The 22552-nt window shown below is 46.5% G+C and carries 16 protein-coding genes; 8 read left to right on the plus strand and 8 right to left on the minus strand.

The window, feature by feature from the left end:
* The first annotated feature begins 61 nt into the window (after positions 1-61).
* The 5 genes from MTR11_RS10185 to fecE all read left to right on the plus strand — a co-directional run bounded on the left by MTR11_RS10185 (position 62) and on the right by fecE (position 5972).
* Entirely contained in the window at positions 62-2197 is a 2136-nt protein-coding gene (locus tag MTR11_RS10185) for a TonB-dependent receptor family protein (protein WP_243327445.1), read from the plus strand.
* Between the two features lie 82 nt (positions 2198-2279).
* Positions 2280-3203, plus strand: coding sequence for a Fe(3+) dicitrate ABC transporter substrate-binding protein FecB (locus MTR11_RS10190; protein WP_243327446.1), 924 nt, complete (start codon positions 2280-2282; stop codon positions 3201-3203).
* Positions 3204-3277: 74 nt separating this feature from the next.
* Positions 3278-4237, plus strand: a complete 960-nt coding sequence (locus MTR11_RS10195) for a FecCD family ABC transporter permease (RefSeq protein ID WP_413777596.1) — start codon at positions 3278-3280, stop codon at positions 4235-4237.
* Positions 4234-5205 carry a FecCD family ABC transporter permease gene (locus MTR11_RS10200; RefSeq protein WP_243327448.1) on the plus strand — a complete coding sequence of 324 codons (972 nt, stop codon included), beginning with the start codon at positions 4234-4236 and terminating at the stop codon, positions 5203-5205. Before MTR11_RS10195 ends, MTR11_RS10200 begins: the two co-directional genes overlap by 4 nt.
* A 2-nt stretch (positions 5206-5207) precedes the next feature.
* Positions 5208-5972: a Fe(3+) dicitrate ABC transporter ATP-binding protein FecE gene (gene fecE / locus MTR11_RS10205; protein WP_243327449.1), complete on the plus strand. Its 765-nt coding sequence runs from the start codon at positions 5208-5210 to the stop codon at positions 5970-5972.
* 118 nt (positions 5973-6090) lie between these two features.
* Here the strand turns inward: fecE and MTR11_RS10210 are convergent, their stop codons facing one another.
* Entirely contained in the window at positions 6091-7977 is a 1887-nt protein-coding gene (locus tag MTR11_RS10210) for a methyl-accepting chemotaxis protein (protein ID WP_053808230.1), read from the minus strand.
* Between the two features lie 364 nt (positions 7978-8341).
* On the opposite strand from MTR11_RS10210, the gene MTR11_RS10215 reads away from it, so the two are divergent.
* Positions 8342-11092, plus strand: coding sequence for a M16 family metallopeptidase (locus tag MTR11_RS10215; protein ID WP_243327450.1), 2751 nt, complete (start codon positions 8342-8344; stop codon positions 11090-11092).
* 88 nt (positions 11093-11180) lie between these two features.
* Here MTR11_RS10215 and MTR11_RS10220 read toward each other — a convergent pair whose 3' ends face one another.
* Positions 11181-11633 (minus strand): bactofilin family protein, encoded by a 453-nt coding sequence (locus MTR11_RS10220; RefSeq protein WP_074190324.1) that lies wholly within the window; start codon positions 11631-11633, stop codon positions 11181-11183.
* Complete coding sequence (locus tag MTR11_RS10225) at positions 11537-12490, minus strand: M23 family metallopeptidase (RefSeq protein WP_005395595.1); 954 nt, start codon at positions 12488-12490, stop codon at positions 11537-11539. The genes MTR11_RS10220 and MTR11_RS10225 overlap by 97 nt, the downstream gene beginning before the upstream one ends.
* A gap of 428 nt (positions 12491-12918) precedes the next feature.
* Between MTR11_RS10225 and MTR11_RS10230 the strand changes: the two genes are divergently transcribed.
* Positions 12919-14673: a hypothetical protein gene (locus MTR11_RS10230; RefSeq protein WP_243327451.1), complete on the plus strand. Its 1755-nt coding sequence runs from the start codon at positions 12919-12921 to the stop codon at positions 14671-14673.
* Between the two features lie 90 nt (positions 14674-14763).
* Here MTR11_RS10230 and MTR11_RS10235 read toward each other — a convergent pair whose 3' ends face one another.
* Positions 14764-17010 (minus strand): CehA/McbA family metallohydrolase, encoded by a 2247-nt coding sequence (locus MTR11_RS10235; RefSeq protein WP_243327452.1) that lies wholly within the window; start codon positions 17008-17010, stop codon positions 14764-14766.
* 505 nt (positions 17011-17515) lie between these two features.
* Between MTR11_RS10235 and MTR11_RS10240 the strand changes: the two genes are divergently transcribed.
* Positions 17516-17725 carry a DUF3955 domain-containing protein gene (locus tag MTR11_RS10240; RefSeq protein ID WP_199804528.1) on the plus strand — a complete coding sequence of 70 codons (210 nt, stop codon included), beginning with the start codon at positions 17516-17518 and terminating at the stop codon, positions 17723-17725.
* A gap of 16 nt (positions 17726-17741) precedes the next feature.
* Here the strand turns inward: MTR11_RS10240 and MTR11_RS10245 are convergent, their stop codons facing one another.
* The 4 genes from MTR11_RS10245 to glgX form a co-directional block, all read right to left on the minus strand.
* Positions 17742-18386, minus strand: a complete 645-nt coding sequence (locus tag MTR11_RS10245) for an START domain-containing protein (RefSeq protein WP_243327453.1) — start codon at positions 18384-18386, stop codon at positions 17742-17744.
* A gap of 79 nt (positions 18387-18465) precedes the next feature.
* Entirely contained in the window at positions 18466-19650 is a 1185-nt protein-coding gene (locus MTR11_RS10250; protein WP_243327454.1) for a multidrug effflux MFS transporter, read from the minus strand.
* Complete coding sequence (locus MTR11_RS10255) at positions 19647-20291, minus strand: recombinase family protein (protein WP_243327455.1); 645 nt, start codon at positions 20289-20291, stop codon at positions 19647-19649. The genes MTR11_RS10250 and MTR11_RS10255 overlap by 4 nt, the downstream gene beginning before the upstream one ends.
* A 160-nt stretch (positions 20292-20451) precedes the next feature.
* Positions 20452-22422, minus strand: coding sequence for a glycogen debranching protein GlgX (glgX, locus tag MTR11_RS10260; protein WP_243327456.1), 1971 nt, complete (start codon positions 22420-22422; stop codon positions 20452-20454).
* Positions 22423-22552 lie beyond the last annotated feature (130 nt).

Here is a 22552-nt window from a genome sequence, read left to right on the forward strand (position 1 = left end):
GCCCCGAGAGCCTACGGGATGTATTCTGCCCGAGGCTCAATTTCTCGCAAAGGAGATCTTAATGTCTTACCAGAATTTGGATGGTAAAGTGCGTGTACGTGCTGGTTTGTCTACCACTTACAGTGTGCTTGCGATTGCAATCGCTTCTGCCACATCCATGAGCGCGGTTGCCGCTCCTGCTAAAAAAGAACAAACTACCGCGATGGAAACCGTCGTTGTCACTGGTAGCGTGATTGGTAACTCTGAAATTGAAGATGTCAAAGAGTACCCAGGTGCTCGTACCGTCATTACCCGCGATCAAATCGAGAAAACCGCCGCAGGCTCGATTGATAACGCGCTACAGCGCGTGCCGGGTATTAAAGTTCAGGATGAAAGCGGAACGGGCGTATTGCCTAACATTTCTGTACGTGGTTTGAAAGCAAGCCGTAGTGGTCATGCTCAGTTCTTGATGGATGGTGTACCGCTAACACTTGCGCCATATGGTCACACTGGTCAGTCTATCTTCCCAGCAACACTGTCGATGCTTGATCGTATTGACATTGTACGCGGTGGTGCCGCAGTACAGTACGGCCCAAACAACGTCGGTGGTGTGATCAACTTAGTGACCAAACCGATTCCACACACGTGGCAAACTGAAATCAGTAACCGTCTTACCGTGTTTGATGGCGGTGATGCGCCGCTGAATGATTTTTACCTGCGCACGGGCGGCTGGTTAAGCGACACGTTTGCACTGCAGTTGGAAGGTAACTTCCTAAAAGGTGAAAGCTTCCGTGAACATTCCGATACGGACGTGAAGAACTTTCAAGCTAAAGCACAGTGGCTATTGAGTGACACTCAAGAGATTCAAGCATTCCTGCAACGTTACGATGCTGAAACGCAAATGCCGGGCGCACTTTCGCCACAAGATTACGAGCAAGATCGTCACCAATCGAAACGTCCTTACGATGATTATGAAGGTAAGTCGACGCGCTGGAGTGTTAAGTACATCCACGATTTGCCATTTGCCAACAGTGCCGAGCTAGAAGTGCTAACGTTTGGCCATAAGTCAGAGCGTCTTTTCAAGTGGGGCTTTAACAGCGCGGGTGGCCATTGGGCGGATCCGGCTCTGCCTTCTACAAAAGTTAGTACTTCACCACGAGAGTTCCGTGTTTATGGTATCGAACCTAAGCTTGCTGTTTTTGTTGATGGAGGTGCCATTACGCAAAACTGGATTATAGGGACTCGTTACATTAATGAAGACATTCAATATAAAGTGACACAAACACCAGTGTCAGGCGGAGCCACAAATGTACCGCGAAACTGGCACCTTGATACCGATGCGTACGCAGGATATGTGAGCAACGAAGTCGGGTTGTTTAATGGTGCGTTAAAAGTCACGCCCGGACTTCGTTATGAATTTGTTGATATGTCCTATAAAGATTTGGGCAGCGGGCAAGAATCTGGAAACAAGGTGACTGAATTATTGCCTGGTGTGACGATCGCATATAACTGGAATGAACAATGGCTGAGCTATGCCAATGCGCAGAAATCTCTTCGCGTTCCTCAGCTTGTTAATGTTCGAGGGGTCGGTAAGGAAAGCAGTGAGTTGGCTTGGAACTACGAACTTGGCGTTCGGTATGTTCAAGATTCAACAAGCTTCAATGCAGCTTTGTATCGCATTGACTTTAAGGATCAGTTGCAGTGGCGGAGTGCGACAAATACGTCTGAAAATATAGGTAGAACCCTTCACCAAGGTTTAGAGCTTTCTGCTCGTTACGTGCCTGAAGCACTACCTGCACTGAGTTTAGGCGCAAGCTATAACTATCTAGACGCTACGCTTGAAGAAGAAGGTGAGAATAAAGGTAATCAACTGCCTTACACCTCTAAGCATCAGCTTGGTTGGGATGCAACCTACGCATTTTACGGCATGGACACCACGCTATCGGGCTTCTACTTCAGTGATTCGTATACCGATAACGCCAACACCAGTGCCGAAGACGCAATAGGTGAAACGGGCAAAGTGCCGTCTTACATGGTGTGGAACTTCAATTTAGGCACGGATTTATACAAAGACGACAAAGGCAAGTTGCGCATGAATGTTGCAGTAAACAACTTGTTTGACGAGGAGTATTACTTCCGTGGGATTGATACCAGCCCAGTTGGTCGATACCCAGCTCCGGGACGCTCTTACACGCTGGATCTGAACTATCAGTTTTAAGCGTTTCGTTCACCGAGTCTGAAAAGAAAAGTCGCCAATTTACCTTGGCGACTTTGCCGATCTTAGCACTGGAAAAAGCAAGATGAAAAATAAAAAACAATTTACGATCAAACACTTTTCAACCGTTTTGCTGATGCTACTGAGCTCAGCTTTGATGTCATTTAGCGCATTGTCTCAGGCGCGCAGCGTGAAAGATGAGCAAGGCATTTTTGAGCTAGAAGCGATACCTCAACGTATTGTGGTTTTGGAGTTTTCGTTTGTGGACGCTCTGGCGGCCGTCGATGTCTCACCGGTAGGCGTTGCCGATGACAACGATGCCACACGAGTCATCCCTGCTGTTCGTGACAAGATCGAACCTTGGCAATCGGTCGGCATGCGCTCACAACCGAGTTTAGAGGCGATTGCGGTGCTCAAGCCTGATTTGATCATTGCCGATGCCGAACGCCATCGTGCTATTTATCAGGATTTGCAGCGAATTGCGCCAACCTTGCTGTTAAAAAGCCGTGGAGAGACATATCAAGAAAACCTCGAATCTGCACAGAAAATCGGGGTTGCGATTGGCAAGCAAGAGCAAATGACGCAACGCATTGAGCAGCACAAACAGACCATGGCAGAGTTCAAACAGCATTTTTCGACACAAGAAACCATTCAGTTTGGTGTGGTTTCCGACAAAGGGATGTGGCTGCATAGCTCGGTTTCTTACGCTGGTGGCGTTTTGAGCACTCTAGGCATCCAAAGCCCGCTGGCTCCATCTGAGCGCAATGCGTATATCCCAACCAGCTTCGAACTTTTACTAAAAACCAACCCTGATTGGTTACTAGTTGGACTTTACTCTCAACCAAATATCGTGGATGAATGGCGCAAAAATCCATTATTTAAGCTGTTAACTGCGGCGAAAAAGCAGCAACTGGTAGAAGTCTCTCCGGAACTGTGGTCATTAAATCGCGGCATGTTGGCGGCGGAAGAAATTGCCCGCAACCTTGAAGCGTTATTGGGGCGCTCATGAGTGCGTCGATAATCTCAGAAAGCCCGTCTTCGGTTAGCAAATCGCATTGGAAAGCGAGCTTGTTTGTCTGTGCTATGGCGTTGTGTACGTTGTCAGGCTATACCGCCTCAATGATTGGGTGGTCCAACTTTTCTTTGAGTGTTAATGATCTGACAAGCTATTGGTTTGCGTTTGATGAGGGCAATATGCTGCATCAAATCCTCGCGACGCTGCGTGCGCCTCGTGCCTATGCTGGGTTATTAATTGGCGCTTCGCTTGCGGTATCCGGAGTGCTGATGCAAGGATTAACTCGTAACCCTTTGGCGTCGCCATCCATTCTCGGCATTAATGCTGGTGCGGCGTGTTTTATGGCCTTGGCGTCCATCGGCGTACCATTCTTTAGTCAATTGAACCCAATCATCAACGCAGTACTCGGCGCGCTACTAAGTGGTGGTGCGGTCATGTTGTTGGGCGGTTTTTTCTCCGCGCGTTCTCACCCATTGCGTTTAGTGCTAGCGGGCATTGCCATCAGTGCACTGCTGATAGGGTTAACTCGTGCGTCGGTAATTTTGGCGGATGACATGGCTTACAGCGTGTTGCATTGGTTAACGGGTTCACTCTCTGTGGTGGACTCTCAGCAGTGGCAGCAACTGTGGCCTTTTGCGACTTTAGGTTTGGTGCTCGCCATGGGCTTAGCGCGAAACTTAAATTTACTCGCGTTGGGGGACGAAGTTGCTGTTGGGCTAGGTGGTAACATTCGTCTTACGCGATTAATCAGTGGTTTAGCGGTTGTGCTGTTGGCAGGTACTAGCGTAGCTATTGCAGGGCCAATTGGCTTTGTCGGGTTGTTAGTGCCGCACTTGGTACGCCCGATTGTTGGTCACAACTATCACATTCTCATTCCGGTTTCCGCCTTGTGTGGCGCGGCACTGGTGACGTGGTCAGATGCTTTATCACGATCGATTGCCTTTCCGGCTGAAACGCCAGTGGGCGTGATTACCGCGCTGTTGGGCACACCTTGCTTTATCGCGATTGCAATGAGGAAATCATCATGATGAATCAAACCAAACTGTTTGCATTAGTTGGATTGTTGCTGATTGCGTCTTCTCTCACGCTGTTTGTTGGCGCGGCGAACATGTCGGCTCAACAGGTTTTTGCATTGCTGTTTTCTTTCTCTGATTCGGACTTTGTGATTCACCAATATCGATTGCCGAGAATGTTGCTCGCCATTGGCGTGGGCGCTGGGTTGGGGCTGTCAGGCGTTTTAGTGCAAGGCGTCATCCGTAATCCACTTGCCTCACCAGATTTAATGGGGATAAGCGCAGGGGCAGGGCTGGCGGCTACCGCTTGTTTGGTGCTGTATCCAAATGCGCCAGTGGCAATGTTGCCGATGGTCGCCATGGCGGGAGGCTTGCTTGCTGCTGGCTTTATTGCTGTGCTGGCTTACTGGTCAAAACCAACACCTGCACGTTTGGCGCTGATTGGTGTTGCTGTCAGCGCATTTTTAGCCAGCGGTATCGATTTTCTTCTGATTGTGCACCCTATCGAAATCAACACGGCGATGGTATGGCTAACCGGCAGTTTGTGGGGACGAAACTGGCAACAAGTGCCGTTTATTTGGAGTGCTCTATTGCTGCTACTGCCATTGGCGTTTTGGCTGGCATGGCGGTTAGATGTGATGGGACTGGGAGAAGAAAGTGCCACTACACTTGGCACGAAACCAAGACAGATCCAAATTATTGCGTTGATTGCTGCCGTGCTATTGGCGAGCATAAGTGTCTCTGTGGCAGGCACGATCAGCTTTGTTGGCCTGCTTGCGCCGCATCTTGCGCGTTTGCTGTTTGGTCACAACCACAAGTTGTTGATTCCTGCTTCTGCAACCCTTGGCGCGCTGTTGGTGATTTGCGCCGATGGTCTAGCGAGAGGCTTACAGCCACCAATTGAGCTGCCAGCGGGTGTGCTGACTTCTGTTATTGGCGCACCATATTTCATTTTTCTTTTGTATCGTTATAGGGGTTGGTAAGCATGTTACGAACGCAGAACTTATCCGTCGCGTACGGCAAACAGACCATCATTCCAGATCTCTCTTTGTCGATTCCTCAAGGTAAAATTACCGCGCTAGTTGGCCCAAATGGTTGTGGTAAGTCGACACTATTAAAAACCTTGGTACGCATCAATAAACCAGCTTCTGGCCAAGTATTGTATGACGACAAACCGCTAAGCAACTACGGCGATAAACGCTTGGCACGCTCGTTGTCTTTGCTGCCGCAGATTCTTGTCAGTCCTGAAGGTATTACAGTCAGAAAACTGGTCGAATATGGCCGCTCGCCTTATCTCTCTCATTGGGGCCGGTTAAGTCAACAAGACAAAGCCTTAGTCGAGCAAGCAATGCAAGATACTGGCGTGATTGAGTTCGCTGACAAGCCAGTTGAATCGTTGTCTGGCGGTCAAAGGCAAAGGGCGTGGATTGCGATGGTAATGGCGCAAGATACCGACGTAGTGATGCTTGATGAGCCAACCACTTACTTGGATCTCTCTCACCAAGTTGAGCTGATGACACTCATGAGGCAGATGAACGACAAAGGCAAAACAGTGGTGGTAGTGCTGCACGATCTAAACCAAGCGTGCCGTTACTGCGATCATTTGGTGGTGTTGGAAAAAGGTCAGTTAGTCACGCAGGGAACGCCGCAAGAGGTACTGACAGAAGGCATGTTGGCATCGGTGTTTGATTTACAAGCGAGAGTATTTAACGATCCAATCTCAGGCACGCCGATGTGTGTGGCGGTGTAGGTCTTACGTCTTTCGAAAGCTATCTGCAATAAAAGCGTCGAGCCATAAAAATAAACCCCGCTAGTTATACATTTGCTAGCGGGGTTTGTTGTTTTTAAGTGCGTTCCTAGCGTGGCGTTTAAGCCAGTTTAAACGTCGCTACTTTCGAGTTGAGATCCTCGGCTTGTGATTTCAGCTCAGCAGATTGATTCATCGATTCTTCGGCACCAACCACCAAGTGATCAGTCACATCTTTAATTGACGTGACGTTTTGTGTGATTTCATTGGTTACGTGCGTTTGCTCTTCGGCTGCGGTCGCGATTTGCGTTGCCATATCGCTGATCAACGCAACGGCCGCGTTGATTTCATCCAGAGCCAGTGCTGCGCGATCGGCATCTTCCACTGATCCTTGGGCAAGTTGAGAGCTTGTATCCATGATGGTCACAGCGCGTTGTGTGGTCTGTTGCAAAGTCTCGATCGTCGAGCGAATCTCTTCGGTTGAGGTGTGTGTGCGTTGTGATAGCACGCGAACCTCGTCTGCAACAACGGCAAAACCGCGGCCTTGTTCACCTGCACGCGCCGCTTCAATCGCCGCATTCAGAGCCAGTAAGTTGGTTTGCTCTGCGATGTCTCGAATCGTTGATAGCACGGTTGAGATGTCTTGCGCGTGCTGGTTGAGCTCGCCGATGACAACGCTCGCTTGGTTGACTTCAGAAGACAAATTGTTGATGGACGATTTGGAGTTGATCACCAGTTCATGACCATTTTGTGTGCTCGCTGAAGAGTCTTGTGCGGCTTTGGCCGTCTGCTCTGCATGCGCTGCAATCTCTTGCGTTGCCGATGCCATTTCGGTCACAGCGGTCGCCACCATAGTAATTTCTTGTTGCTGATGGTTCAGATCAGAAACCGACTGATTCGCGCGAGTCGTGCTCAGCTCCGATTGTTGGCTCAGTTCTTCCGCTTGGTGACGAATGTGACCAATAAGTTGCTGCAAACTTTCAACGAACTGGTTGAAGTTTTCAGCCAGTTCACCAACTTCGTCACGGTTTTCTACTTTGATGCGTTGAGTCAGGTCGCCGCTACCGTTGGCGATTTGCGCGAGCGCATTCGAAACATTGTAGAGCGGACGGAACAAGATGTTACATAACAGGTTAAACAAAGCCACACAGATAACGACGACGATAGTGGTTGCGATGATTTGATCCCAAACAGCATCGTAAAGTGGGGCAACCAACGAGTTTTGATCTAACACTGTGACCGTTGTGAGTTTGGTGCCCTCAATATGGCGCGCGTAAACCACATATTCGGTGTTGTTAATCGAGACACGACGCTCTGTGCCGGAACGTGCGGCAGAGGTAATATCGCTGTTGTTTAGGCCCAGCTTGCTAACAGGTTGATTCAGCAGCTTACCGTCGTTATGGGTGAAAATATTGCCCTGTTCATTGGCAATAAACATATAGCCTTCACCCGGCAGGATCACTTGGTTGAGGCTGTTTAAAATATCTCCAATTTCGACATCTGCACCCAGAACGACGGTTTGACCATGTAGTTGCAGGGCTTTACCGAGCGACACGACGTTGGCCCCCGTGGCCGCTGCGACGGTTGGGTTATCCATAAAGACTTTCGATGGATTGGCAATGGCGTTGGTGTACCAACCCCATTTGCGTGGGTCGTTATTACCTGGTGGCAAAACCACCCCATTGGCGTTGTCTTGTGAGCCGTCTGGGTAAGCGAGAAAGACGTTATCAAACGCGCCAGAGTCTCGGACTTGTTTCAAGTGCGTAACCAGAGAACGCTTCTCTGAATCGGAAGAGAGTGACGTCAGTGCTCGCTCTTTTGAGAGTAACCAGTCCTTTACGTATTGATTGTAAGATGCGCTGGTGCTCTCTAGTCGTTGCGCGACTTCGACATCCAGTCTGTTTAATGAATCTCGAAAAGACAGCCCTTCTACCAGCACTCCCCCGAGAATGATGGCAGCACTGGCAGAGATTGCCAGTTTGTTTTTTAATGATAGATTTTTGAACATAAAGCGAATAATAGATCTTTGAATAATAGTTGTTGTGTTTTTATTCTCATCAGGACTCACCGAGCCGTTGAATATGAAGCAGAAAGTCAGATTCGAATCTGTTCAATAATTATATTTTATTGCTCAAAATAAATACTGACTCCATGTCGCGATTTTGAGTTTTACATCAAATAAGAAAAAGGCTTTTAAGCTGTGTTATTTATCTATTTGTAAAGTAAGGATTTGTCTATTTTTGTAAATGATAATTGATTTCATTAAAAGGTGATTTACGTCACGTTTGAGTGGTAAATAATCCATTAAAAATGTGAAGGTCATCGAACGAGGATTATATTAATCGGCTTAATCATTGTTATGGGCAATAGTTATGCGCAGTATATTGTTAGTCCCCGCGTTATTACTGTCAGGGTGTGCTCTGACACAACAATCGACGCCGATTCAGCCTGACGCCAACTGGCATGTCGACCAGTTATCGAACGGTATGAAATACCATCTTTACCCAACAAAAGACCAAGAAGTATCGGTCCGTTTGGTTCTGAATGTCGGCTCATTCCAAGAAGAAACCAATCAAAAAGGTTACGCTCACTTTGTTGAGCACATGGCGTTTAATGGCAGCACGCATTTTACCGGCAACGACGTTGTTAAACTTTTCGAGCAATCTGGTGGTAGCTTTGGTGCCGATATCAACGCCTTTACCACTTATCAGCAAACTTCTTACCAACTTGATCTTGCCAATAATACAAAGCTGGAAGATGCCCTGAAGTGGATGAGAGATATCGGAAACGGACTTCAGTTTGCTCCTGAACAAGTAGAGAAAGAAAAAGGGGTGATCCTTGGTGAATGGCGACGTGCTAACCCGGATGATAAGTCCTTTTCTATGCATGCTTATCAAGCGTCGATTGAAGGCACTATGTATGGTGAACACGACCCAATTGGTACTCGCGAAGCGATTCAAAATGCCTCATCAAGCAAGCTAAAAGCGTTTTACGACAAGTGGTACCAACCACAAAATGCCGAGTTGGTTGTGACCGGTAATATCGACGTGGATTCACTGTCCAATATTATCAAAAACAAATTCTCGAACTGGGAAAGCACCTCGGATACCGTAATAGAGAAGCGCCGCGATATTCGAGTGAATAACCAAAACCGAATCTTGCCAAGTAACACGATGGAATCACCAAGCCTTCATTTAGTGATTGAGCGTGGTCTAAGTGGCAGCACTACGATTGAACAACAGCATCAAGTGTGGCGTGATGAAGTGGCAACACAGCTAATTCAACAACGTCTGATTCGTGTACTTAATGATGCCGCTGAACCTTTTCAGTATGCTTATGCCCAGCCTTACTACTCCAACTACCAGCGCATGATGTCGGCAGGTATTTCGTTTGCGCCTGAGCGTCGTGAACAAATGCATCAAACTTTCATCAGCACGTTGGCGTCACTGAGAGATTATGGTGCGACTCAATCTGAGTTAGAGAGCATCATGTCAAATTGGCAAGGTGAGCTCGCAAATATTGATTCAGACTGGGACCAACGTAAGCCAAACAGTTATGCAGAAGCGCGCGTTTTTCAAATTGACCAAGGCAGTGTGAGTCAATCAAAAGAGAGTTACGCCCAGAGTTTGTCTGAATTCATCAACAACGAGAATCTAGAGAGCATTAACACGCAATTGAATGCCTTGTTGTCTGAGCAACCAATCTTTGTGATTGGGTTAGGGAAAAGTGAAACGTCAGCTCAGTTCAATGATGTATTTACCGATCTATACAGTGCCTACCTCCAAACGGGCGAAAAACCGTTAGAGATGTATGACAAAGTGGATGGATTCTTACAGCCTACTCAAGAAGGTACCATCACCAGCATGCGTCAGGAAGCGGGTGGCTTTCAAGTTTATACGTTATCAAACGGTGTCGAAGTGTGGTTCCAAAAAGATGCCAAAGCGGGTGGTCGAGCTTATATTTACTATGCGAGCCAAGGTGGTAAAGCCGCCGTTGATCCAGCGTTATATGCTGCGTATGAAATCGCTGCAACGACGGCGATACGCAGTGGGTTAGGGGCATTTTCTGGTTCAGAGTTAGACAGTTACTTACGCAAAAATAACATTGCGCTTAGCGCGATTCTCGATGCGACCAGTCACGGTTCACAAATTACCGCGCCAACAACGCATTTAACTTACGCGTTGAATGGACTATACAACCTAGCGACGGAGATCAAAGTTGACGAGCGCCAGATGGCGGCAGCAAAGCAAGAGTTTAAACAGCAGAGTGGCGCTTTTTTTGAATCGCCGATGGGAAAACTGATTCAGAAAGCAAACGGTAATTCTTATTTGCCGGGTAGTCGTCATCGTATAGTGTCCAGTGACGATGTGGAGCAAGTGACTTCCGAGCAAATATTGGCGGTGCATGAGCAACTTTTCAAAACCAATGATGGTTTTAAGATGGTCATTGTGGCAAATGTCGAGCCGGAAGAAATTACGCCACTCTTGCGTAAGTATGTGGCCTCTATCGAGATGAAACCGGGTCGTTCGATTGATTACCATGTTGCGTTCAACACCGACGTGCCGGCGCGAACAGTCGTTGCGGATGGTCATGAACCTTCATCGTTGTACGTAATGCGTTTGACTAACACGAACGATTACCAACGTACGGCAAGGGATACGGTTATCGAAGATATTTTGCAACGTATCAGTAATGCGCGTGTCTTGGATATTGTGCGAGAAGAGTCTAGTCTCGATTACAGCCCAAATATTTACACCGTGACGCAAGATCGCGAACCAATCTCTGATTGGCTCTTGGAATCTCAAGTTGAGCCCGAAGACGTGGCAGTTTTAGATAGCAAGTTAGGCAAAATGTTTGATGACCTAGCTTCGAACATCACGCAAAAAGAGGTGGATACGGCAGCGAAGCAATTGGCGGTAGCGATGCAAGGATTAGATGATAACCCTGCTCAGCGCGCATGGTCGTATACTCGCTACTTGGTGCATGATTACGGCGTCGATGTGTTACTTGACGTTGAAAACGCGGCTAAGAGTGTGACATTAGAAGAAGTGAAAGCGCATGCGAGAGCGGCTTTTGGTCCACAAGCAAAGCGCTCGGTGATGATTTTAAACCCGGCCGAATAATCACTGTAGCTTCTGACGAAGCTCGTGTCTCTAGTAATAAAAAAGACGGCGTGAAAGCCGTCTTTTTTATGCACTTTAACCAAAGAGTTTACGCTGATTTACGCGCAGGCCGCTTTTCATTGTTGGTATTGTTTTCTTTCGTGCTGGCGTTCTCTTGAGTCTTCCCTTTCAGTGTCACCACTTCTTTTTCAGGTAATTCGGCCGCTTCACCAAAGAATTTACCACCAGGTTCGATGCTGAGGTTATTACTCCAGATCCTCCCACTTACACGTCCCTTGGCAAGTACTTGAATGTGTTCTGCGTGACAGTTACCATCCATCATGCCATTGATGATCAGTTGCTTAGCGTAGATCTCACCGTTTACTCGGCCGCTTTCTGCAACGACGAGAGTGCCTTCTACATTAATTTGACCATCGACGATGCCATCAATCTGGACATCGTTTTCTACTTTGAGTTCTCCGCTAACAGCACAGCCTTTGGCGATGAGAGTTGAAGCTGCTGAGCTACTCGTTGTTCCACGGTTTTGATTAAAGATTCCCATCGTATTCTTCGCTCCTTAGTAAAAATGTCTTCGAAATCATTGAGGCTCCAATCGACAAATGGCTTCGGATTCAGTGCTCGCCCAACAAAACGCACCTCGTAGTGAAGGTGAGGGCCAGAAGAGAGCCCACTGTTGCCGGAAATTGCAATCAGTTGTCCTTTTTTGACGAACTGACCACTTTTTACTTTGAACTTTTTCAAGTGCGAATAAGAACTCGAAAAACCGAAAGAATGTTGCAGCCTGAGGAAGTTACCAGAGCCTTTATTGCTGCGGCGGGTGACTTCCACAACCCCATCTGCTGGGGCATAAACCTTAGTACCGGTATTCACGGCAAAATCGAGCCCGCGATGCATCTTAGCGACTTTTGTCACCGGATGAATGCGCTTACCGAAGCGAGAAGAGAGCCGCGCTTTACCGACCGGAGACCCGCTTGGTATTTGGTTTAACAACACCATGCGAACGTTCGACGTAATCGCCGCCGCATCAAGTCGGGCATCCAAATTATCCGTGGTAGTATGTTCTCCAACTCCAAGGACTTTCTCTAACTCTCCCAAACGCTCCGAAACAAGTTGTACTCGCTCTTCTCGCTCTGAGAGATCGCTTTCCAGCTCGGATTTTAATGCTTTCAGTGTGCTGAGCTCTTCACCCATAGTGCGCGAATGTTCTGTCAATTCAGCTTGTTTTAACGCGGCATTATCGACGCGAGTGTACAAGTGATGAATTAAGATCGCGGTTGCGGCCAGAGCAATGACAAAAAAGCATAAAAACGTTTTTAGATTGCGTTGCATCCTTTTACTGAAGTACCAATGTCTGGAGCCATTGATGGTTGATATAGAGATCGTCAACTGGTCTTTCATCGTCTTCTACTGCTCGTATCTGGTATACGTCTCGTCACTGAGTTAATGGGAATGTAAGGAAAACGAACGGGGACCGCTAGAGGCAAATTGGAAAGAAGTGTCAGGTCGTGAGGCGTTTTCAGATATTAGATAAAAGACTCAATAAAGATTTAATATCCTAGTGCTTTTGGTCGTAGTTACTCCAAATCGCTTTATTGAACTGAAGATTTTGATTTATAAGGTGGTTATCCGAGAAATTAGATTGTGAATATTGCCAATAGCATCCTCACGCAATTCAACTTACTTCACGGTTTACCTTATAAATGTTGGATAATTTATCAAACCGACATTCATTATATCGATAACTTGTTTATGATAGCGGTCGATATAAAAGTGCTATTCAAAGGCTTTAAACCTAAGCGTGATCTTTCGCTTAGGAACACATAACTATGACAACGGAGTTGGTCGTGAAAAAACTACTATTGGCTACAGCAGTGGTCGCAGCTGCAGGGGGCGCTGGCTACCTGTACCAAAACAATACTACCCCGAGTGATTCAGTATCACTACTTTCGCAAGTTCCTGCGGATTCGCTCATGGTGACGTATCAGACGGAACCTTTTAATCATTATAAATACATGAATGCATTTGGCACGGCTAACCAAGGCTCGATTGCTGAACTTTTTGCCGATGAACCACTTTCTCCACAGCAACAGTTTGCCGTTAACTTGTTTGATGGATATCTGGAGAGCGCAGCATCGCCAGAAACGTTAAAAGCCTACTTAGGTACCGGAGAAAACATTAATCCTGTGTTGTACACAATCGGTATGGTACCAGTGTACAAATTGAAGATTGAAGACCCTGCCGCGTTATGGAAAACATTGGATCACGAAGAGCAGATGAGCGGTGCTAAGCACGAGCTGGTTAAACTCGGTGAAGTTGAGTTTCGTCGTTACGAGATGACAGATTCGGTTGACCCGCAAGATGGCATTGGCTTGGTTGTTGCCGTGGTTGACAACGTACTTACGTTAACGGTTGATATTCCGCAATTGGGTGTTCAAAACCCGCTTAAAATGGCATTGGGACTTGAGTCGCCAAGTCAAAGCATTGCGGAGAGTGGACGCCTAGCGGCGTTGCAGGCTAAATACGGCGAAAACAATAACTCTTTCGGTTACTTTGATCACCGTGAATTGGTTAAAGGTTTGACGACGAAAGATGGCAATATCTTTGCGCGTCAAGTCAGCATGCTGGATGCCGTTGACCCTGAGCCGACTATTCAGGAGATGCGCTCACCAGCTTGTCATACTGAACTTACTCAAGTTGCAGAAAACTGGCCTCAATCCGTCGCATTTGCGGAATACAAGTTGAAAGGCGAGCAGGCATTCATTAAAGGTGCTTTTGTTGTTGAATCGAAAAATAAAGTGATTCTAGATGCGCTTAAGTCGATTCGTGGCGTTTTGGCGGAATCGAACAATGATAAGAGCTTCTTTAGCATGGCGCTTGGTTTAGACATTAATACGCTAGCGCCATCGATTGGTCAGATTTGGAGCGACTTGACTCAGCCTCAGTACCAATGTTCTGTATTGACTCAAATGCAGCAAGAGATGGGTGGCCAAAACCCAGCCGCAGCTGTGAGCATGGGCTCCGGCATGGTTAACGGCCTGAAAGGATTAAGCCTGCAAATGTTTGATATCCACGTTGACACTAATGCTCAGCACGGTGAAGTATTTAGCCAGCTGGATGGTATGTTGTCTCTATCTGCCAATGATCCAATGATGCTGATTCAAACCGCGCAAATGTTTGTCCCTGAACTTGCTCAATTACAAATTCAGCCGGATAACCAGCCTGTTAATGTCAGTGACCTGCTAGAAATGCATACAGGCTTGAAGATGGATGTGTTTGCTCGCTTAAACGAAAACCATTTTACGCTCTACAGTGGTGAGAATGCCGAAGACGCGAGCAAAGAAGTTATGGCACAACCACTTTCTCCAAATGGCTTGTTCAGTTTTGACTTCGATTCAGAACGCATTTTGGAAGTGTTGGAAAGTGCGTCAGCCGTGACTGGTGAACCGCTACCTGATGATGTTATGAAAAGCTTACAAGGCGAGCTTGTTGGTGGTATGACGATGGATGTAACAGATCAAGGGATTGGTTTTGAGTTTGATTACCGTGGTGCGACCAAACCCGTGACGGTTGCACAGCAGTAAAACATCGAGTAGAAAAAGGCGGCGCAGTGCCGCCTTTATTTCATCGTCGAACTCAGGTTTGTTTACCATCGAGTCGGACGTTCATCAAGACTATGACTGCAACCAAACAGGGTTACTCCAGGCCGTGCTGCCGTCTTTATCTTCGACTTCTAAACTTATCCATCCCTCTGCGTCGCTAGGTATAGGTAGCGACAGCTCTATGCGTTGAGTATCAACTTTCGGGTTAATCGTCAGGGTATTCAGCACTTTGCCGCCTTTACCGATCAATCGAATTTCTTTTAGACCATCGGCTGCAACGACGTGGATGTCCCACGTATCGCCTGCTGTTGCTGTTTCACCAAACATAATGTTTTGCGGATAAAGAATAGGGCCTTGTGTTGCGTAGCCATGGCCGGCTTTAAGTGCTTGCGCAAACTTCGACGGCGTTAGCTCTCCATCGACTCTTGCCATCATTCGAATCTGCCCCGTGAGTTGGTTCCACGCATCGTGGGTGTCGGTTCCCGCCGTAAAGTACATTGCTTCACCCAGGTCCCAGAGTTTATGTGCTTTCTTCAACGTTGGTTCATTGTCTACGCGCGCATTAAGCTCCATAAGGTCGAAGCGATCCGTTTTACCACCAGGGACTGCATTTTTAGCGATATTCGTAAAGTAGCCATAATCGTTGTATGGATGGTTCATCGGTACGACTTCAGCCCCCATCTCATGTACGGCGTCAAGTAACGTGTGAACGTCAGCGGTGCCAGGATCGACCGTTAGCTCGGCGCCATTATCGATAGGAAATGGGTTCATATGTCCCCATGATGGCGAAACTTCGATCGACGGGATGAAAGGCACGCCACGTTTCGCAGATAGTTCTGCAAACTTCTGGTGGTTAATGGTTGAGTCATGATCGCTAATGAAAGTCAGATCAAGATCCGTTGCCAATTGAGCACGCACAACAATTTCTGGCGGAGTAACGCCTTCCAACACGTTGCCATGATGGTGTAAATCTGCGCCATACCAATGCTGACGGTTAGGAAACGTCACTTGAGGCACTTCTACTCGTTGCTTCGTCGTTTTACCGGACGTTAGGGTTACGTCTAATGTTTGGGTTTTAGCTGTAAAGCCTCCACCAGGGTTGATACCTAATTTGTATTGACCGGGTGCCAGTTTTAGCTCCGCATGACCTGCAGGCAGCAGATCGGTAAAGAAGGTGCGTTTACCCAAAAATTCAACCGGTGGCGCTTGACCTTCAAGGATGGTGATTCTCGCATCTTTGGCCAGACCTGATGTTGCCTCTTCAACTTGAAGTGAGAGAGTTGCTGGGCGTTTTAGAGACGTAAAATCGAGTGTTTGCTCGCTATTTCTCGCCACTTTAATCGATTGCAGCTTGCTGTTTGCGTGACCAGTCGCTGTGCCGTAGATTTGGTACTCACCCTCAGGCAGCGCCATGCTGTACTGGCCATCTTTGGCCAATGTCCAGGCATAGGGTTGTCCTTCTTTTTCGATCATCACGATAGCATCTTCAGGAACATGACCATTATCTGCGCGTAATTGGCCGTTGATGGTGCCTGTCGCTTGTCCTAGTCGGTCAGCTTCTGCCTTGACAATGGGGGCCATGTCTCCATTTGGAACCACTTGTAATCGGGATTGGAAAGTGCGGCTTTCACCTGCTTTCAAGGTATGCCCTAGGTACATGTCACGACCATTGTATTTGACGCGATCAAAATAAGGAGCATGAAGTGCAAAGGCCCAGTCTCGATCATAAGCGACCATGCGATCGGCGAGGGCATTGTCGGCCATGGATTCTTCTTTCCCTTCCAATCCCGGCACGGCAAATTGGTAGCCAGTGTCTGGCCAAATGGTGTGCCCTGATTCTAACGCGAGATCTTTTTTACCTTGGTTGGTCATGACCGTTTTAAGCGCAATTGAGTCAGATCCAGAAGCGAGTGTATACCATGTTGTGATATCAACGTTATCGAAGTTGCGGCTCACTTTAATGACCGCTTTATTGTCGCTGTCTTCGATAATTTCAATGGATTTGCGATCATTCGGCCATGCGGACCAGCTGTTAGGAATGAAGTCAGCAAAGGCAACACGGTCAAGGTCTACTTTGCCATTCTTTACTGCTGCCAAATCGACCAATGTTCCTCGCGGTACGCCCCATGGTGGTGCGGATTCAACAGCGAGAGCGAAGGCGACATGTTCGTTTTGAACGGTAATGTCTTGAGCGTGTGTAGCTTCGCCATCGGGGATCGTGGTCTTTCCTTGTGTGATACTCACTCCCGCATTCGCTGAAGTTCCAAGCAAAAGGCCAGAGATTAAAGTTGCCACTGCACTTTTTGAAAAATTATGCATGAAGACACTTCCTTTTTTTCATGATTTATTATGTGAGTTGTCGATGGCATTGTGCGTTAACTTGATTAGACGTTCAATTAAAAAAGCGAAAGAAATGAAGAGGTCAACTCGTTTCTATTATTGTTTTACAATTGATTTCTGAATCTTAAGTTTTGATTTTAAAAGTTTTTTGTTGTTTGGTTTGTTTTTGCGTAGAGTAATGAAAATATTTAGAACACTAATTATTTTGGGAGAGATGTGAACGATTTTTGGCAGCATTGAGCAAACAAAATGATAACAATTACACTGTATATGTGAGAAAAAAGGTCAAGATAGTTCTGAGAACGCATATAATATTTTGAGTTAAATTTGACTTTTTATTCTTTATGTTTGGGTTTTTATCTTGTCTCTGACTAAAAGACCTCTAATAAAGATTGGAGCAAACATAGAGACAATATGTTTTTTGAGTGAACTATATACGGTGGCAATATGTCGAAGACATATCAATTGATTGCTTGAGGTTTAGATGGGGTTTATTCGTAAATATAAACTGAGCGTAGTTTTATTTTTGAGCGGTGTGGCATGTTTAATTGCGTACCACGCTCAGGGCTCTTACGTAGATGAAAATGGCTTATTAGTAGAGTCATTTGGGTTTATCCCTTTATTTTGGCTCTTTTTAGGGTTAGCCTTCGCCTCTTTTGTGGGCACTTTTTTCAAACACCGTAAACGTAATTAAAGAGCAAACGTGAAGTTTACTCCTTTATCTGAGGATGGGAGTATTGCTGATATTTTGGTAACTCTTTCCTTAGATTACTAAATGTTGCTCGTGCACTTTGTTTTGATAGTTTGTTGATTAGCCAGATTGGCAAAAGGCCTCCGGGGTCAGCAAACGCTTTGTAGTCAATGAGTGTCGTGCCATTAGTGAGCTTTTGTAATTCCCAAGTTGCAGCAACCGAACGAATGCGAACATAGCCCTTTTGTTCAGCAAGATATGAGTCTGGTGCGCTTTTGATTTTTATCGTGAACCCAAGCTCATCGACCCAATATTCAGAGTAGGTGAGCATATCACGATTTTTTGCAGGCCATGGCGCCGTAAATTGGGTATAAACGATGTTTTCGGTGGCTGATATTTGACTTAAAACCCGGCTATGACTGGCATTGTCAATCCAGTTCGGGATATTGTCACTATCTTCCAATAGCGTTAAAAATGCGCCATAGCTGGTGGGTGTGAACATCCGAGCACGAATCTCAACTAAACCGTCGGTATGCTCTCGAGAGTAGATAGTGATTCCGTTATCGTCACTATCAAATTGCCAGTACTCGTTGGCTTTTGCGGCGGTGCCAGCGGATATAAAAGTGGCGAGTAGTAGCGCGCCAATTCGTAAATGCAACATCATGTTAGTACCCGCCAACTTATCCTTAGTTAAAGCTTATACGATGTGTTCTTAATTATAAGGACAATAGTAAGTCTTTTCGTTACTGTTCTGAAGGTTGCTCTGCTCCAAAACCTCGTTGAATATTGGTGAGCGTTATTGCTGCAAACACCACAATAACGATTGATAGATGCCAGGCTTGGCTTAAACCAAGCTGTACCAATGTTAAGCTGACCAATGAGGATACGATCATTTGTCCACCTCCAGACATGGCTGCTGCAGCACCAGCCTGCTTTTTGTAGGGTTGCATTACCATGGCTTGCGCGCAAGGTAAGGCAATGCCGTTACCTAAGATCATTAATAGTTGGCCCAACATTAAATACAGCGGTTCTACCGGGCAGAAGAACAACCATATTGCAGCACTGAGATGCAAGAATGGACTACAAAGTAGCATTCTTTTGTTGCCGATAATTGGCCTTACTCGGTTACAAATCGTGGTGCCGCCTAACATACCTAAAGCGGGAATGAGTGCCCACATTGCGTATTGATCGGATGTCATGCCAATTTGGTCTTGCATGATAAATGGCATCACGGACACGGTCGTTATCATCAGGCTGAAGTTTAACCAACTGATGCTGGCAAAACTCATAAAGTAACGTGACGTCACCAAGTCTCGATACTGGAAAAGCATGTTGCGTGGTGACGGGATAACAGATCGTTTTGCAATGGTTTCTGTAAACTTAAAGGCGATGATTACCCAAGCGAGTGAGACATAACCTAACAGTGAAATGAACACCATACTCCAACCAAAGTGGAAGTTGATAAAACCGCCAATCACAGGCGCAATGAGTGGCGTGATCGAAGCTGCCATAGCGATATAAGACATGGCGACAGGGAGCTCATCACCGCTAAATCTATCTCGAGTCGATGCTCTTGCGAGTACCGCGCAGCACCCAGTTCCCAAGCCTTGTAGAAAGCGCCCCATCACCATGCCTGTGAAGATGTCACTGAGGTAAATGATCATTAATAGACCAGACATCGCGATGAGCAAACCCGTCAATAGTACTTTTTTTCGACCCAAAGCATCCGATACCGGACCGTAAATGAACTGAGAGGGACCAAAACCGAGTAAGTAAATACTCACGAGCAGTTGGGCTTGATCAAGGGAGATAGAAAAGTCTTTTGCGATCCATGGCAAAGAGGGCATAACAAGCCCCATGCTCAATTGGCCAACACTGATAATAAGACAGGCGAGTAAGATAGTGCGAAAGTTGATTGGGCGACTCATGATGGATCACCATCAGAATAACCTCTTTGCTTTCGTGTTCTGAGGCAGCCTTCATCATCCACTTCATTTAACTTAGATTTGACGCGTTTTACGGTAGATAGGCTGACATCACACTGCTCCGAAACACTCTTCAACGTATAGCCTTCTAACAGCAACGTTGCGATCTGTTGGTGTTTAGTTTTGTCTGCTGGGCGTCCGCGAAATTTCTGTTTCCACAAATCTGGTTGATCTTTAATGGCTTGCCGTCCTTGCTCTGCTGCATACAGGCGATGTTCAGTCTGCACTTTTCCATATCCAGATAGCACGGTGAGTAGCGTTTGAGTTTGAACAGAATCCGGTTCAAATGTGAGTGGTTCACAAACGGTTTTCAGTGTGACCCCTTTTGCTAGTAATACTTTTATTGTATTTAACGCCTGACTAAAATCTCGACCAAATGCCGTTAGCCACCAGAGCACAATCGTATCACCTGCTTTGACGATATTGAGTAGCTGTTGGAAAGCTTCTCGTTCTGCTGGAGGCATGCAACCGCAAACCTTATCCTCAAAATGTTGGGCGTCAGGCACGAACGCTTTTAGGACACCGAGGTGCTCTTGATAAGCTCGATTCTTTGGCGAGTAACGTGTGTAAAGATAAGTAGCCATATGGACTATACGCCTTTTTAATTTGGTTCATATACTGTAATGGCTCATAAATATACAGAGGTTCATTAATGCTTACAACACTAAATGGACCCGAAGTCGTTAACGGACTTCGGGTCTTGTGCTATTAAAGTCGTGTATATAAGCTTTCCGGGTTATTGTTCTATGATTGATCTGATTTCGGCTGGTAATGCAAAATCACCATCGAGGTGGGTGACAGTAAGACTTCGCCTTCAGCATGCCCTGGGTTGAGGTTACGTACGTTTGTGTCGCAGATCGTTACCCATTCTTGCTTTCGCTCATTGGGGAGCTTAAAGCGCGCTGTAGCGTTAGTTTGGTTGATGAGATAGACCAGCTCTTGTCCTTCTTTACCGATGCCAAGGTGAAGTGCGACAGAGCTTAAACGGTTCCAATCATCATGCTCCATTAAGCGACCGTCTGTTCGGCGCCAGAAAATGCGGTTGTTATTGCGGTTTTCTCCACTGAAAGCTCGGATAAATGGCACCATGTATTGATTTCGGTTGGCGACCATTTGTGACATCCACGTTTTGAAATGTTGCTTACGCTCCGTTTCTCCCCAGTTAAGCCAACTGGTTTCGTTATCTTGGCAATAGGCATTATTGTTACCGCCTTGGGTGTGAGACAGCACGTCAGCAGTGAGGATGTGTGGGATTCCAAAAGCAAACAGCAAGCTGGCAATAAGGTTGCGTTTTTGCTTCTCACGCGTGGCGATGATCATCAGATTTTCTGTCTCGCCTTCGACACCGTAGTTTTCTGAGCGATTGTCACCGTGGCCGTCGCGATTTTCTTCGCCATTAGCTTCATTGTGTTTGTGCTTGTAAGACACTAAATCTTGCAGTGTGAAGCCATCGTGATACGTGATGTAATTCACCGTGAGTTTGTATGGCCAGTTCGCTGCACTATAAATGTCACGAGAGCCCATTAATCGAGTGGCAAACTCTTTTAAATAGCCTTGATCACCGCGCCAAAAACTGCGGGAAATATCACGCAGTTTGTCATTACATTCGTTCCAGCCAAATGGAAAGTTACCCACTTGGTAGCCATTTGGACCAATATCCCAAGGTTCGGCAATCAATTTGGTTTCACGCAAAATAGGGTCTTGTGCAACGGCTTTAAAGAAAGCTGCTTCTGAGTTGTAATCATCGCCCTGTCGACCTAACGTTGCAGCCAAGTCAAAACGGAAGCCATCGACTTTAAATTCGCTAACCCAGTAGCGCAATGTATCCATTACAAGGTTTAAAGCGGGTTGATAGGTGAGATCGACCGTGTTGCCACAACCAGTGTAATTTGCGAAGTGGTTGCCATGTTTGATGTAAAAACGGGAATCGAGCGCTTTCAGGTTGAAAGTTGTAGGCCCTTCCCCCCCCTCTGCGGTGTGGTTGTAAACTACGTCGAGAATCACTTCGATGCCGTTTTTGTGCAGTTCTCGAATCGTTGTTTTGAGCTCTGTGACGGCGTCTTTTTCTGCGTAGCGCGGATCGGGTACCATAAAGAGATAAGGGTTGTATCCCCAATAATTGACCTTTTCCATCTCTAGTAGGTGAGGCTCATGCATGCACGCAGCGACAGGTAGCAATTGCAGCGTGTTGATGTTTTGCTGTTCATAAAAGGCCAGCATTTCAGGTGACGCAAGACCTAAATAGCGCCCCTTCAGTTTGTCCTCAACTTCTGGGTGGAGTTGGGTAAGCCCTTTGACGTGTGTCTCAAACAACACCATCTCTTCTCTGGGTATACGCGGATGATCCGTATCTTGCCAGTCAAAATTATCTTCGATAACGATGCACTTCGGCATATCGAAACTTTTGGCTGGAGAGTAGGGAGGGTGGTAATGGAGGGCTTTATCAATTGACTTTGCGTAAGGGTCAGAAATTAATAGTGGCTCTTCCTTGTGGGAGACAAGGTAACCGTATTTTTGCCCCGGCTTAATATCCGGAATAAAAGTATGACGTATGCCAGCGTATTCATTCGGTAAATCATGAAGCGCGTAACTGCCATCGTCTGCAAACAGGGCGAGTTTTATGTCTTTATTCCCCGGAGCGTAAATAGAGAAGTTACAACCTTCTTTATTTACAGTTGCACCCAAGGGGTAAGGGCGAGAGAGAAGTCGTGTCATCGGAGATACTTTATTTAATATTTATTGCTACCTTTAGGAAACTATAAGTTAAAAACTTTGTCTTACTAAGGTCAACCACCCTAAATATAAAAATATTCATGTAATTTAATTACTTTATGTGACGGCCTAG

The sequence above is a fragment of the Vibrio sp. CCB-PB317 genome (assembly GCF_022808245.1).
Taxonomy (GTDB): domain Bacteria; phylum Pseudomonadota; class Gammaproteobacteria; order Enterobacterales; family Vibrionaceae; genus Vibrio; species Vibrio diabolicus.

Excerpts from the sequence above, each read along its gene's own strand:
- MTR11_RS10185 (WP_243327445.1), top strand. The coding sequence starts at position 62 with ATGTCTTACCAGAATTTGGATGGTAAAGTGCGTGTACGTGCTGGTTTG.
- MTR11_RS10190 (WP_243327446.1), top strand. The coding sequence starts at position 2,280 with ATGAAAAATAAAAAACAATTTACGATCAAACACTTTTCAACCGTTTTG.
- MTR11_RS10195 (WP_413777596.1), top strand. The coding sequence starts at position 3,278 with ATGGCGTTGTGTACGTTGTCAGGCTATACCGCCTCAATGATTGGGTGG.
- MTR11_RS10200 (WP_243327448.1), top strand. The coding sequence starts at position 4,234 with ATGATGAATCAAACCAAACTGTTTGCATTAGTTGGATTGTTGCTGATT.
- fecE (WP_243327449.1), top strand. The coding sequence starts at position 5,208 with ATGTTACGAACGCAGAACTTATCCGTCGCGTACGGCAAACAGACCATC.
- MTR11_RS10210 (WP_053808230.1), bottom strand. The coding sequence starts at position 7,977 with ATGTTCAAAAATCTATCATTAAAAAACAAACTGGCAATCTCTGCCAGT.
- MTR11_RS10215 (WP_243327450.1), top strand. The coding sequence starts at position 8,342 with ATGCGCAGTATATTGTTAGTCCCCGCGTTATTACTGTCAGGGTGTGCT.
- MTR11_RS10220 (WP_074190324.1), bottom strand. The coding sequence starts at position 11,633 with ATGGGAATCTTTAATCAAAACCGTGGAACAACGAGTAGCTCAGCAGCT.
- MTR11_RS10225 (WP_005395595.1), bottom strand. The coding sequence starts at position 12,490 with ATGAAAGACCAGTTGACGATCTCTATATCAACCATCAATGGCTCCAGA.
- MTR11_RS10230 (WP_243327451.1), top strand. The coding sequence starts at position 12,919 with ATGACAACGGAGTTGGTCGTGAAAAAACTACTATTGGCTACAGCAGTG.
- MTR11_RS10235 (WP_243327452.1), bottom strand. The coding sequence starts at position 17,010 with ATGCATAATTTTTCAAAAAGTGCAGTGGCAACTTTAATCTCTGGCCTT.
- MTR11_RS10240 (WP_199804528.1), top strand. The coding sequence starts at position 17,516 with ATGGGGTTTATTCGTAAATATAAACTGAGCGTAGTTTTATTTTTGAGC.
- MTR11_RS10245 (WP_243327453.1), bottom strand. The coding sequence starts at position 18,386 with ATGATGTTGCATTTACGAATTGGCGCGCTACTACTCGCCACTTTTATA.
- MTR11_RS10250 (WP_243327454.1), bottom strand. The coding sequence starts at position 19,650 with ATGAGTCGCCCAATCAACTTTCGCACTATCTTACTCGCCTGTCTTATT.
- MTR11_RS10255 (WP_243327455.1), bottom strand. The coding sequence starts at position 20,291 with ATGGCTACTTATCTTTACACACGTTACTCGCCAAAGAATCGAGCTTAT.
- glgX (WP_243327456.1), bottom strand. The coding sequence starts at position 22,422 with ATGACACGACTTCTCTCTCGCCCTTACCCCTTGGGTGCAACTGTAAAT.